The organism is Bdellovibrio sp. HCB209 (assembly GCF_047306065.1).
Classification (GTDB): domain Bacteria; phylum Bdellovibrionota; class Bdellovibrionia; order Bdellovibrionales; family Bdellovibrionaceae; genus Bdellovibrio.
Genome location: NZ_CP178618.1, coordinates 1817491 through 1831055, shown reverse-complemented (window position 1 = coordinate 1831055; position 13565 = coordinate 1817491). Strand labels below are relative to the sequence as shown.

13 protein-coding genes are annotated in these 13565 nt (G+C 45.0%); 1 reads left to right on the top strand and 12 read right to left on the bottom strand.

The genetic code is table 11. From position 1 onward, the window contains the following. Positions 1–40 precede the first annotated feature (40 nt). The 8 genes from ACLVWP_RS08925 to ACLVWP_RS08890 form a co-directional block, all read right to left on the bottom strand. Positions 41–1300, bottom strand: a complete 1260-nt coding sequence (locus ACLVWP_RS08925; protein WP_413561427.1) for an FtsX-like permease family protein — start codon at positions 1298–1300, stop codon at positions 41–43. A 46-nt stretch (positions 1301–1346) separates the two neighbouring features. Next, a complete protein-coding gene (locus ACLVWP_RS08920; protein WP_413561425.1) occupies positions 1347–2315 on the bottom strand; it encodes an MlaD family protein in 969 nt (322 codons plus the stop codon). Continuing rightward, positions 2312–3022 carry a cell division ATP-binding protein FtsE gene (locus ACLVWP_RS08915; RefSeq protein WP_413561423.1) on the bottom strand — a complete coding sequence of 237 codons (711 nt, stop codon included), beginning with the start codon at positions 3020–3022 and terminating at the stop codon, positions 2312–2314. Before ACLVWP_RS08915 ends, ACLVWP_RS08920 begins: the two co-directional genes overlap by 4 nt. Continuing rightward, the gene (locus tag ACLVWP_RS08910) at positions 3022–3846 is read right to left on the bottom strand and encodes an MlaE family ABC transporter permease (protein ID WP_413561421.1); all 825 of its coding nucleotides are present in this window, start codon (positions 3844–3846) and stop codon (positions 3022–3024) included. The genes ACLVWP_RS08915 and ACLVWP_RS08910 overlap by 1 nt, the downstream gene beginning before the upstream one ends. Before the next feature lie 72 nt (positions 3847–3918). Next, complete coding sequence (locus tag ACLVWP_RS08905) at positions 3919–4503, bottom strand: YdcF family protein (RefSeq protein WP_413561420.1); 585 nt, start codon at positions 4501–4503, stop codon at positions 3919–3921. Beyond that, positions 4481–4858, bottom strand: coding sequence for a RidA family protein (locus ACLVWP_RS08900; protein WP_413561419.1), 378 nt, complete (start codon positions 4856–4858; stop codon positions 4481–4483). Before ACLVWP_RS08900 ends, ACLVWP_RS08905 begins: the two co-directional genes overlap by 23 nt. Positions 4859–4876: 18 nt before the next feature. After that, a complete protein-coding gene (locus ACLVWP_RS08895; protein ID WP_413561418.1) occupies positions 4877–5374 on the bottom strand; it encodes an organic solvent tolerance protein in 498 nt (165 codons plus the stop codon). A 97-nt stretch (positions 5375–5471) separates the two neighbouring features. Further along, positions 5472–6860: an HD domain-containing phosphohydrolase gene (locus ACLVWP_RS08890; protein WP_413561417.1), complete on the bottom strand. Its 1389-nt coding sequence runs from the start codon at positions 6858–6860 to the stop codon at positions 5472–5474. Positions 6861–6938: 78 nt separating this feature from the next. Between ACLVWP_RS08890 and ACLVWP_RS08885 the strand changes: the two genes are divergently transcribed. Continuing rightward, on the top strand, positions 6939–7574 hold the full coding sequence (locus ACLVWP_RS08885) for a chalcone isomerase family protein (protein ID WP_413561416.1): 636 nt from the start codon (positions 6939–6941) through the stop codon (positions 7572–7574). Here ACLVWP_RS08885 and ACLVWP_RS08880 read toward each other — a convergent pair. From ACLVWP_RS08880 to kdpB, 4 genes are read right to left on the bottom strand one after another with little or no spacing between them, the layout of a single operon-like run. Beyond that, positions 7571–8260 carry a response regulator gene (locus ACLVWP_RS08880; protein ID WP_413561415.1) on the bottom strand — a complete coding sequence of 230 codons (690 nt, stop codon included), beginning with the start codon at positions 8258–8260 and terminating at the stop codon, positions 7571–7573. The genes ACLVWP_RS08885 and ACLVWP_RS08880 overlap by 4 nt on opposite strands. Beyond that, on the bottom strand, positions 8257–10944 hold the full coding sequence (locus ACLVWP_RS08875) for an ATP-binding protein (protein WP_413561414.1): 2688 nt from the start codon (positions 10942–10944) through the stop codon (positions 8257–8259). Before ACLVWP_RS08875 ends, ACLVWP_RS08880 begins: the two co-directional genes overlap by 4 nt. After that, positions 10941–11480: a potassium-transporting ATPase subunit KdpC gene (kdpC, locus tag ACLVWP_RS08870; RefSeq protein ID WP_413561412.1), complete on the bottom strand. Its 540-nt coding sequence runs from the start codon at positions 11478–11480 to the stop codon at positions 10941–10943. The genes ACLVWP_RS08875 and kdpC overlap by 4 nt, the downstream gene beginning before the upstream one ends. After that, positions 11480–13555 carry a potassium-transporting ATPase subunit KdpB gene (kdpB, locus tag ACLVWP_RS08865; protein WP_413561411.1) on the bottom strand — a complete coding sequence of 692 codons (2076 nt, stop codon included), beginning with the start codon at positions 13553–13555 and terminating at the stop codon, positions 11480–11482. The genes kdpC and kdpB overlap by 1 nt, the downstream gene beginning before the upstream one ends. Positions 13556–13565: the final 10 nt, after the last annotated feature.

Here is a 13565-nt window from a genome sequence, read left to right as displayed (position 1 = left end):
TATCAAAACTAAAAAGCCCAACATCAAGTTGGGCTTTTTTTTATTTCATTCGTAGAGCTTCAGAGGGCTGAACTTCAGTAGCTGTTCGGGCCGGAATATAAGACCCCAGCCATGCGATGGCTGAACTCACAACCAAAACTCCGACCACCAACCACCAATCAACCAAACTTGGAATCGTCGTATCGTAAAACACCTGAGACGACCACATGTTGATCGGATTATTTTGAATATATAGACTGATCCCTGTGCCAAGAATCGTTCCCGCTAAAACACCTGAACCTGCAAGGAAAAAGCCCATCTGCGTAAAGATCTTTACGGTCTGAGCACCGGACAAGCCGATGGTTCTTAATACCGCAATGTCTCTTCTTTTTTGCGATAACAACAGTGCAAGCACTGTCAGGATAGAACTCGCCGCAATCATACCGGCCAATCCTAAAAAGCTTCCGATAGTTAACTTTTCAAGCTTCAAAGCATAAAACAATGCCGAGTTACGATCCATCCAAGTCTCGACCTGAACATCACTAAATTTCATCAGATCATTCTTAACCGTATTCACTCGCGCTTCGTCTGCAAGCCACATCTCGATACCCAGTTTTTTTAAATCACTGTTATCAAGGGCCTTTAAAGCTTTTCCGCGCTGATAAAACAAGTACTGTGCGTCGACGTCTGTCAAACTTGTCGTTACCACACGCTTAATTCTTACGCGCTCAAATTTCGGCGTTTGCCCTGGAGGCAATAGCAAACCTGTAGGAGAAACCACAGTGATAAAATCACCTTCGAAAACTCCCAATGATTGCGCCAGATCTACACCAAGCACAACCTCCCCTTCATCAGGAACATCCTGGGGATCCCAAGAGTAAGAAGGAGGCCCTCCATGAGAAACTTGCGGTTTATCAGCATCAAGTTTAGCCAGCTGAGAAATAAAATGCTCAAGGCTAGGACGATTCACCCCGCGTGCAAACGCACCACGGAACTGACCATCTTGAGTGCGCAAAATCACATCTTGAGTTTCATAGATATATGCTTGAGTCGTAGTATCTTCTTTGATGCGCGAAAACACCGGATGCGTTTCTAAGGCTTTGGCATTCTGGGATCCCGGCACCGTCACATAAAGATGTGGTTCAAGTCCCAAAATACGTTTGCGAATACTGGCATTCATTCCATTCATCACAAAAAGAACGATAAGGAACGCCGTCACGCTCACCGTGATTCCACCGATCGACAAAAATGCGATTCGACGGATCAAAGCTCCAGCACGTTTAGAGAAGATAAAATGACGAAAGAGATGCCCAACTAGCATCTCTTTATCTTATTGTTTAAGTTGTGGGATTCAAGCCTTTTATAAGCTATTTAGGCTCGGATTTGTCACTCGCAGGAACACGCTGCAGAGCTTCCTCTTTACGAACTTCACGAACGTTACTCTCCATAAAGAAGCTTTTTTGCATAGCCTTCAAAGTCACAACAGTCTCATTCATCACTTCCAGCAATCGACGCGATGCTTGAGGAAGTTCTGGCTCAACCTCTTTAACGACAGGGCCTAACGCGCGAGTCATAATTGCAAGGTTTTGAGTCATAACTGCAAGGTCATGCGCAAGCTCGGGATTCTGTTTGTTTAACTCTGGCAGAATGCGATTTATTTCTGTTGTCGTCGTCGCCAGATTCGCCATGAGGATTTGCATCGAATCGTTGTTTGTCGCTTGCTTTGAAAGCTTGATCACTTCCTGCGACATCACTGTCATATTCTTCATTAACGGGTCCATACGATCGATCACACGAACAAAGCTCGCCGCACGGTTCTTGTCGGCAAAGGCTTCCATCAGCATTTGCATATTCTCTAACAAACCACCCACGCGAGACATGGTTTGGCCGATATTTTTACTACTCATCATCGCAACGATATCCATTGTTTCGCTCGATGCGATTTTGCTGTTATCAGCTAAAACAGGAAGCTTCTCGGATCCCACCGATACATCTAGGATTTTCTCCCCGATGATAAACGGTCGATTCATCTGGACAATACTGTCCTGACGAACACGTTCTTGAAACTTACTTAAAACATAGAATCTCACCTGAATGCGATTGTCTGCACGAAGCTCTACTTCTTCAACAGCTCCCGCGCGCAGACCCGCCATTTGCACCGTTGTCCCTTGATGAAGACCATCGGCATTTTCAAATGTCGTCGTATAGTAGACCTTGGTATCAAACCAACCCTGCTTAATCGCAATACTGATCGCAGTCACGACCACACCTAGGATCGCAAGCCCTACAAACAGCCCTGCTATTCGTTCAAATTTATTGAACTTAACGGTCATCATAGATGTACTACTCTCTTCTCAGGATCCACTGGTTGATAATAAAGCTGTCCATCATCCAAGTGAACAATTTGGTAGTTAAACAAGTTCATAAATTTCTCATCATAAGAACTGATGAAAACGTGTTGCAAACAGCCTTCTTTACGTAATTGGTGAATATAGTCCACCAACGTGTAAACGCTGTCCTGTCCTAAACCCACACTCGGATCATCTAGCAATAGGATTTGCGGGCGCATCACCATCGCACGCAATAGACAAACTAACTTACGCAAACGACCTGGCACGTGGGCCGGTCTGTCGTGAGCATACTTCGTTACGTCGAAAATTCTGAAGATCTCGTCAACACGCGCTTTGGCGTCTTCAGGACTCAAAGTCTTATGATACAGAAGAGGCAACATCATATTATCAAAGAGCGATTGATTGTTAATCAATCCACCGTAATCAAATGAATATCCAATTTGCAGACGATATGGCAAAAACTCCTCAAAGGACATGTCGCAGACATTCTGTCCATTGATCGTATACTGGCCTGATTGAGGCATTTGTAAGCCAGCCAAGATCTGAAGCAACGAGCTTTTCCCCGCGCCCTCTTCAGCCTTCACCCACAAAATCTCATTCATAGGAAAATCGAACTCAACATTGGCAACCACGGGGTCTTGCCCTTCGTGACAAAATGAAACGCCTTCAAACTTAAGATTTTCGATTTTCATTATATAACCCCCAAGTTCCGTAACTGATTTAAATAAAACAAAGCTGTAACAATCAAATTAAACACCACAACGAAAATGATACTGTTCACAACCGCCTGAGTTGTAACCTGCGGAACCTCTGTCGGACTCTTTTTTACCGACAGCCCTTGATAGCAAGAGACGACGAAAATAATCATTCCGCTAAAACTATTCTTCAAAAGGAAGATCCAGAAATCCTCTAAGGCAAAAGCCGTCATCAGGGATTCCGCGTAAAATGCAAATGGCATATCTTGAATAAATTTTGTAACGAAGAATCCACCAATGATCGCGACAAAGTTAAAGTAAAATGCCAAGCACAGCATACTGATCACGCCGCCCAGAACACGCGGGAACACAATATAGCTGAGAGGATTAATCCCCATCACTTCAAGAGCTTCAATTTCACGATTGGCACGCATATTCCCAATTTCACTGGCAACGGCCGTTCCGGACCTCGCCGTTACGACGAGAGCAACCAACAAAGGACCTGCTTCACGCAAAATACCGACGATCAAAAATGTTCCGATCATCTGCGTTCCGCCGAACATGGAAAGATTCGACATAGCTTGCAAAACAAGAACACTGCCTGAAGTGAGCGCTAGAACGCTTACCAATGGCAATGCTTGCCATCCAGTGAAATAAATTTGCGCGGAAATAACTCGAACGATCTCTCTCGCACCTTGAGTTTGATCTAAGATGGTGGCACGCAGGGAAAGATAAACCATCAGGAGAACACGCCACGTGTACTCCACATTCTTCGTCACAAATCTCCCGAGGGAGTCGATTTGCAAGAGCAATGAGTTCATTTAAAATTCCCCAGTTTCCTAGGGTATTTATCGGTGAATATCGTACTTACGTTTACAAACTAAGGTCTGGATTTAGTAAGCCCAGATAGAATAAAAGAACGACTTTAGTGCCTCAAATGCGGTCTCCACGACCGAAGGCTCGTAGCGGCCTCCCACAATGGGATGCTTTTGGATATAAATGTTCTCCGGAAACGCTGCTCGGAAGGTTTTGTAGGAGCGGTACATATGCAGGCGCGAAGTCACTAAAAGAATATCACGACACTTCAAAGCCTCAACGATCGGTAAGCTCTGTTGCGCATTTCCGAAGGTTGTTTCAGAACGACGATCTAAGACAACATCATTTTCATTCAGGTTTCCGTAAAAAGGCCACACTGGCATAATCTCGCGCAAGCGCGCATTGGAATACACACCAGAGATCACAAGCTTTTTTACATTTTGATTTGCAAGCAAATCAAAGCCTTCGCGTACACGCCCCGCCCCGCCTGTTAAAACCACAGCGCAATCTGCGCTCTGAGTTTTCGTCCAAGAGATCATCGGTTCTTTTTCAATCTGGTGAAATTCATGAATGAAGCGTTGAGTGATCAACGCTCCCAAAAAAATCACGATCCAAAAAGTGCGTGAGCGCAGAAGCGCTTTAGCGGTGAGCAAGTACTTCAACCTCTACGTTTACACCTTTAGGCAAAGCTGCCACAGCCACTGTCGAACGTGCTGGAGGAGCTTGAGTGAAGGCCTTTGCATAGATTTCATTCACAGTCGCGAAGTCACCCATGTTAGTCAGGAAAATCGTTGTTTTAACAACATTTGAAAAGTTCATGTTGTTAGCAGCCAAAACTGCTTCTACGTTTTTCATTACCATTTCAGTTTGTGTTTTGATATCGCCCGTAAAAACTTCATTTGTTTTAGGATCAATAGAGATTTGACCAGAACAAAACAAGAAGTCGCCCATAGCAACAGCTTGAGAGTAGGGACCTACGGCTTTTGGAGCATTGTCTGTATGAATAATTTTTTTCATTGCTATATTCCTTTTAAATTAGAAGTAAAAAATAATACCAGCGCGGAAAGGGCTATCCGCAATAGTTCTGAAACGAACATCATCAGCAGAAATAACTCCTGCACCACCCTCAAACGTAAACGCCAAAGAATCTAAACCTGTAAAAAAGAACTCGCCACCAAAGACAGCGTCCAATTCAAAACCAGATTGTTTCTTGCTTGTCGTGCCATCGCTTTCTTCCCAGTTCACCAAACCCAAAGTTCCACCCATGTAGAAATTCATGTTTTGTTCTTTGAAAACAATGCGACGAACACCTGCATTTACCACAAATTTAGATTGATCCTTTTGCGTATCAATCCCAAGGCCACCCGTTACTTGAAGTTCCGATGAGGGATTGTAAACAACTGCCAACTCTGGAAGATCCAAAGTCGCATGAGATTTTACGCCAACGCCCAAGCGATTAGACAATTCCTTCGCTTCTGCAACGCCTGCAAATGCCCATGCTGCCAAACACACTAATGCCAATCTTTTAAGCATTTTCTAGTACTCCTTATTAAGGCCTCTATTAAATGCAAAAGCTTAATGGCGCGCAAAAACATTCTGAGTGTTACAATGGGTGTCAAAGGTGGAAATACTAAATCAAGCTCTCGGATATCTTATCAAGGAACTCTGGAGAGAAGTTTCCAGGGGTGTTCTTCTCATTTTCCCAGATTTTTTCCTTCATAAAGCGGAAACTAACATTATTTTCCTTCATTGTAGTCCGCACTCCCAAATCAATCAGTTCGGCAAAGCGAATCAGAGATGCTTCTGCGGGCACCATCTCGAATGGCGTCTGACTTGGAAAACCCTGCTCGTCGGCACGCTCATGCACGCAGACCATGATTGCCTTGACCGCTTCACTCACTGGAATTTTCTTAAAAATGCAGCGATTTAAAGACATCAAAGGATGCTTGCGATACTCATCACGCTGCTTTTCATCTAATCCAGCCTCACCCTCATTCAAAAACTTTTGATAGGTGCTATCCGGAATATCCAACAAACCCACGTCGCACAACATTCCTGCCATGAAAGCATCTAGTGGATTACCTACGCCCGACTTCACTGAAATATAGGTTGCATAGGCAGCCACCCAAGGACTTCTCCATTTTTCAAAAAGGTCGTTCACTAGGGTTTCACGAAGCGCATCCCATAAGTTTTCTTGGCTTTGCATAATTTCTATCAGTTGATTCCCCACGTGGAGCAACTGACTGTGAAGCGAGTCGATTTCTTCATCATTCGCCACTTTGAACTCAAACATGATAAGCTCACTGAGCTCCAACCATACTTGAGCAATCGAAAGAAAAATAGCTCGGGTTCTTTTCTTCAATGACTGTCCAGATTGATCAAAATAAGTCGCGATATACTCTGAATAAGCACTGCTTTCTCGCGCTTGAATCAAAAGACCACTCTTAGAAAGCATTTTTTGATATTTAGCATCCGACAAAACGGCCCCGCGAAAGGCCACGCCCATGATTCTCTGATTCAGTGGCATGCGCACAAAAACAGAAAATGGCAAAGTCGTCATTGAAAACAGATCACTCGGTGCAATTTCAAAAAACTGCGCTCGGCATCTTAACAAAAGCATGTATTCGAATTTAAAGTTCTGAAAAAAATCAAACGGCGTCACTAACAACACGCGTGCAAACTTTGAGCCCTTAAAAATATTCTTATCCGTGGGAGATTCATGAGTGAGCGTAAAAATCAGAGACAGTGGAAAACGCTCCACCAAGGAAACGATTCGTTCAGTAAAAGCCCCGATATGTTCAGATTCTTCCTGAGCTACAACAATCGCCAAAGCTCGTTGCAGATCGATCGGTCGCCCCTTAATATCTTCCATCGCTAGAACATGCTTAAATGTGAAGTGATGCAAAGACATTATGCTCTGCACACGCGCAACAACATCCTCACGCTGACTTAACAGCAAGAGCTCCAGCTTCTGACGAAAAAAGGAACCAAGACGTTTTTCACCCATCAACTCAACCATGGTACTTGATGGCCTCTTTGCCTGCCAACAAAACTTTTCTACATTGACATTTCAAGCCCTAAACCGAATCCTATTATTATGAAAACACTATTTATTCTTATGTTAACTGGAGTCATTTCTTTCAACGCTCAAGCTGCTCTCTTAAAGACAGAGCCGGGCACTAACAAACTGGAGAAGGTAACACTCTCTTCAGCCGCTTCAACAACAATTGACGGCCAAGAAACAAAGCTTACAGAAGTAGGATCTGGACTTCGCGCCAAAAAAGTCGTTTTTGTAAATGTAAAAGTTTATGTCGGCGAATTGTATGTATCCGATATTGCTAAATTCAAAAAAACAGATGCTTTGAGCTCTGTTAAGGACCAAAAAGCCGTGGCCATCCAATTGCACTTCCTACGTGATGTAGATGCCGACAACGTACAAAAATCTTTCAAGGAAGCACTTGCTGCAAACTCAGTAAGTCTTGACGATGCAGCCATCAAGCAGTTCCTTGATGCTGTTTCCAAGGGCGGAGAAGCCAAAGAAGGCAAAGCTCTAACAATTCTAGGTGCGCGCTTGAAAGATGGAACAGAGAAAATCTCTTATGAAACAACATCAGGAACTGTCTCAGAAATCGCAGGACCCGCAGGCCTTATCGAAAAAGTTTTCGCTATTTGGCTTGGCAAACCATCCGATGACGGTGTTGCCAAACTAAAAAGCTCTATCCTAGGTAATTAATCTAAATCCAGAAGCCGGTAACCTACGCCGGCTTCTGTCGAAATAATCTCTGGCGTATTATCGTCGACTTTCAATTTCTTCCTGACAGCCCCCACATACACTCGCAAGTAATGAGTGTGTTCAACCGAATTAGGTCCCCATATTTCATTCAAAAGCATCCGATGAGTCACAACCTTACCCTTATGCTTCATCAAAACTTTCACGATATTGAATTCAGTTGCAGTAAGCTTAATCTCAGTTCCTTGAACCTTCACAACATGCCCTGGAACATCAATCGATAGCGGCCCCGAGGTAAACTCTGTCTTTTCCGGAGTTCCCATTGAGCGACGTAAAGCCACGCGCATACGAACCAGAAGTTCAGGAACGCTGAACGGTTTGGTGACGTAATCATCAGCTCCACCATCCAACGCTGCAATTTTATCCTCGTCGGAATCTTGCACGGTCAAAACGATGATCGGAACCTGAGACCATTCACGAATTTCCTGCAGAACTTGCAAACCACTCTTATCGGGCAAGCCAAGATCTAACAAAATAATGTCTGGCCGCTCTGAAGCCGCTTGAGCAATTCCATGCTTTGCATCCCCGGCCTCTAAGACATGATAAGAGTTCCCTTCAAGAGTCACTCTCAAAAGTTTACGAATAGCCACTTCATCATCAATAACTAAAACTCGACGCAAATCTTTCATAAACGCCCTTCAGAGGTCAAAGCCGACGGAGGATTTTCATATGGGAGCTCAATCACAAACTCAGCTCCCTTTCGATCCCCTCGATTTCTTGCATACACTTTTCCATTATGTGCTTCGATAAAGGACCTTACAATCGCAAGTCCCAACCCGACACCACCAGGAGCTGAGCCAGGAATACGATGAAAAGCTTCAAATATTTTCTCCAACTGATTTGCCGGAATACCATCGCCCTCATCTCTAACAATCAAGAACACCACTCTCTCTTCCCGACTCAAAGAAACTTGAACACTTGAATGAGCGGCCGAATACTTCGCCGCATTCAAAATCAGATTAGATAAAGCGTGCTCGAAAAATTTCTCATCAATCTGCAACAAACACTCTGTCTCTGCTGAATTAAAAACCAAATCATGCTGGCGAACAATTGGCTTCATCTTCTGCACCAAAACATCACAGAAATCGACCAGATCCACCCAAACCTTTTTAGGAGTTAAAACTCCTGAATTCAGTCGAGACATATCTAATAGATTTTCAACGACCTGATCTAGCCTTCGCGAAGAATCGATGACTGAATCAATCAAATCTTGCCTTACGGGTTGCTCCGCACTGAGTTTTTGATCTTGCAAAGCCGAAGCCGACCCCATAATTGCTGTCAATGGAGTGCGCAACTCATGAGAAACTGAATTTAACAAAGCCTGATGAAGTTTTTCCGAAGCCTCTAAAACCTTCACATCCTGGAGCGTGTCTTGTAGCTTTAATCTCTCTAAGGAAGCCCCCAATTGCAATGCCACGGTTTCGATCAGACTCTCTTGATCCAATGACAAGGGATTTTGCACTCGAGGATAAAACAACATAACGCCCTCTAAACTATTCTTTCCTCTTAACGGCAAACTCAAACAGCGAGACTCCGTCAATGTGTCGGTTTTCCAACCCGCTTTCTTGCGATTCTCAAAGGACCACAAAGCCAAGGCGAGGTCTTTTTCATCAAGCTTCGCCGCATTGTAAGTGCGACGCTCAAGCTTTCCGTCCATATCAGAAAATAAAATCTTTATTTTTCCATTTAACAAAGTCTCAAGCTTCTGCTCGGCCGAAAATGCCACTTCAGTTTTCGTAACCGCCGTGGACATATCTTGCACCATCTCAAGCAAGGCACGGTTGTACTGATCACGCTGCAAAAGATCACGATCACGACGACGAACTTTAGTCGTCAGTAAACCGCCCATCAACGCCACGAACAGATATGCAAAACACATCATGACATCTTCAGGAGCGCTGATATTAAAAGTAAACTTCGGCGGGATAAAAAGAAAATTCCAAACCAGAACACTTAAAATGGCCGCAAATAAAATCGGCCCCAATGTGCTTAAAAAGCCCATTAGTAATATCGCCAACAAGAACACAAACCCGACAGCACGATAGCCGATATAGGGATTTATAAATTCACTGATAAAGGTAACTCCACCGACAAACCAAAACGCATTCCAATAGGAAGCCCCTGGCGCATATAAAACCGGCGGAGCGAGACGAAACTTCTTAGTAACTTTTTGCTCTTCCTGACGGATAACATGGATATCGACCAAACTTGAGCGACGTACCAATTGATCCAGCAAAGAGCCACGGCGGAATACAAAATCCCACCAGCGTCCCACAGGGCGACCCAGAATAATTTGCGTCACATTTCTTTCGTGGGATGTTCGATGAATCGCTTCAACAATATTGCTCTCACGAACCGCAACAACCTCAGCCCCAAGTTCACGAGCCAAAGCTAAATTCTTATTCAGCATCGCTTGATCTTCAGGATTCAGCTGCTCGCCCGTATCCACATACAAAGCAATCCAAGGAGCTTCCAATCCGTAGGCCATACGACGAGTGGCCCGAATCAATCGCGCTGAATAGGGACTATGACCGACAGCCACCAAAAGGCGCTCTTGTGTATTCCATGGCCCACTCACTCGCTGAACAACCATTTGATCTTGCAGGTCTTGATCTACTTTTTCCGCAGTATAACGAAGTGCCAATTCACGGAGAGCCAATAGATGCGTCTCTTTAAAAAAATTCTCGCCCGCCTTCGCGGCACGATCACCCTGATAGACTTTGCCCTCTTTCAAACGTTTGCGCAGATTCTGCGCACTGATATCCACTAACTCAATTTGCTGAGCTTGATCGATAACGGAATCTGGAACTCGTTCAAAAATACGAACGCCTGTGATCTGTTGAACCAAATCCGCACGACTTTCGATATGCTGAACATTCACCGTTGTGTAGACGTGAATCCCAGCATCCAGTAACTCTAAAACATCTTGATATCTTTTTTGATGGCGAGACGTGGGCGCATTGCTATGAGCCAGTTCATCAACTAGGACGATTTCTGGTTTTCTTTTCAAAATGGCATCGATATCCATTTCTTCTAGAGTTGAATCTTTATAACTAATTTTCTTACGAGGGATAAGTTCAAGCCCCAACAATAAGGACTCTGTTTCTTTACGTCCGTGAGTTTCAACAACACCTACGACGATATTCACACCTTGACGATGTTGTTCTTGGGCCGCCTCTAGCATGGCGTAGGTTTTTCCCACACCAGGACACATCCCAAAAAAAATGCGAAGGTGGCCGCGATAAGCTGCCTCCTCCGCCTTTTTGATTCCGTCTAAAATTCGATCCGGATCGGGACGATAGTCATCATTCATAATTTAGAATCCAAAGCCAAATTTAGCTTTAAAACATTCACTCGAGGCTCACCCATGAAGCCCCACTGACGGCCCTCAGTGTATTCCTGAACCAGGGCACTGACTAGCTCTCTCTGTTGCTGCGTTAAGTTACGTGCCGTCACGATACGCTCAATTTGAGCCGAGGCATTCGCCGGACTGATATGAGGATCTAAACCACTGCCAGAGGCATACAATCCATCCCTCACGGCACCTTGAGTCTGACGCTCAGCCACGGCTTTCTTGAGCACCTCATTTGTCGGAGACATATTACTAGCCCCCGAACTTGCACCATTATAATCGGCTGCCGAGGGACGCGGCCAAAAATATCCCCTACCCACAAATTTCTGAGCCAACAACTCCGACCCCACAGCAACATCATGCTTGGTAACAAGAGAGCCACGAACTTTGCCAGAGAACGCTGCCTGACCAACTCCTGTCATAAGCAGCGGATAAGCCAGACCCGTAACGACTGTAAGAGCTATAAATACACGAAAACCAATTAACCAATTTTTCATCACACAACTCCCAAAGCCACGATCAAGAGATCGATCACTTTGATTCCAATAAACGGAACAACCAAACCGCCTAAACCATAGTAAATAATATTTCTTCTAAGAATCACATTGGCGCCCATAGGTTTGTAATCCACACCACGCAAAGCCAATGGAATTAACAGCACAATAATCAAAGCATTAAAGATAACTGCACTTAAGACAGCGCTCTGTGGAGAATGAAGTCCCATAATATTCAGTTTCGCCAAAGGCCCCGTCGTCGTTTGCGTCGCATAGAGAGTCGCAAACATTGCGGGAATAATCGCAAAATACTTAGCGACGTCATTGGCCACACTGAATGTTGTTAAAGCCCCGCGAGTCATCAACAGCTGCTTACCCGTTTCAACAATTTCAATAAGCTTTGTCGGATTTGAATCAAGATCCACCATGTTGCCCGCTTCACGAGCGGCTTGCGTTCCGGTATTCATCGCAACCCCGACATCCGCCTGCGCAAGAGCCGGAGCATCGTTTGTTCCGTCACCCGTCATCGCAACCAAGTGACCACGAGCTTGTTCCTCACGAATACGCGCAAGCTTCATCTCGGGAGTTGCTTGGGCCATATAATCATCGACACCCGCTTCGGCCGCGATCGCCGCTGCTGTGAGTGGATTGTCACCAGTCACCATCACGGTGCGAATACCCATTTTTCGAAGCTCAGCAAAACGTTCTTTGATACCGCCCTTCACTATATCTTTCAGATAGACAACACCAAGGACCTTGCTGCCTTCAGCAACCACCAAGGGTGTGCCACCTTGACGGGCCACGCGCTCAACAATCTCTTTGGCAGCTATCGGATAAGTCCCTCCCAAAGACTCCACATGCTTTTGAATCGCATCGCCTGCACCTTTACGAAGCATGATGACTCGACCTTCTTGTTTAAGATCCACACCACTCATACGCGTTTGCGCTGTGAACGGAACAAAGTCCGCCATGTGAGGTTCCAACGCTTTTGCTCGCAAAGAAAACTTATGTTTCGCAAGCACTACAATAGAACGACCTTCGGGAGTTTCATCACTCAAAGACGCAAGCTGAGCCGCCTCCGCCAAAGCCTCATCCTTACCCCCCGGAACTGGAATGAATTCACTCGCCATACGATTGCCCAGAGTGATTGTTCCGGTTTTATCTAACATCAAAACATCGATATCACCGGCGGCTTCAACCGCGCGACCACTTTTTGCAATCACATTTTTACGAATCATACGATCCATGCCACTGATGCCAATTGCACTTAATAGCCCACCAATAGTGGTCGGAATCAAACACACCAAGAGCGCAATCAGCACGGTAACAGTTACGATATTTGAAATATCTTGCTTGGCAGCTGTCGCAGAAAACTCTGCAAAGAATTTCAAAGTACCGACAGCCAAAATAAATACGACCGTCAACGCCACCAACAAAATGCTCAAAGCGATTTCATTCGGCGTTTTCTGACGGCTCGCACCTTCAACCAAAGAGATCATGCGATCCAAAAAGCTTTGTCCCGGATCCGCGGTGATTTTAACCAAAATGCGGTCGCTAATCACACGAGTACCGCCAGTCACCGCACTACGATCACCACCACTTTCGCGAATGACTGGAGCCGATTCACCAGTAATAGCAGACTCATCAACGGTAGCGATACCCTCAATCACCTCACCGTCTCCAGGGATCACATCGTTTTCTTCGCAAACAACCACATCTCCAGAGCGCAGAAGTGTCGCAGCCACCTTCTCTTCTTTACCATTCACCATCTTACGAGCCACACTGTGCGTGCGAGTCTTCTTTAAACTCTCAGCTTGTGCTTTACCGCGACCTTCTGCCAAGGCTTCAGAGAAGTTCGCAAACAAAACTGTGAACCAAAGCCACAAAGCAATTTGCAGCTCAAAAGAGAAGGACTGACCACTTAAGATCAAAGACGCTGTGATTAAGGTAACGATCACAGCTCCAACCCAAGTGACAAACATCACTGGATTTCCCCACTGTACGCGAGGATCTAATTTTAAGAAGCTTGATTTTACCGCTTCCAAGAAAAGTTCTTTATTAAAAAATGTGCTATTCATAACTACCACC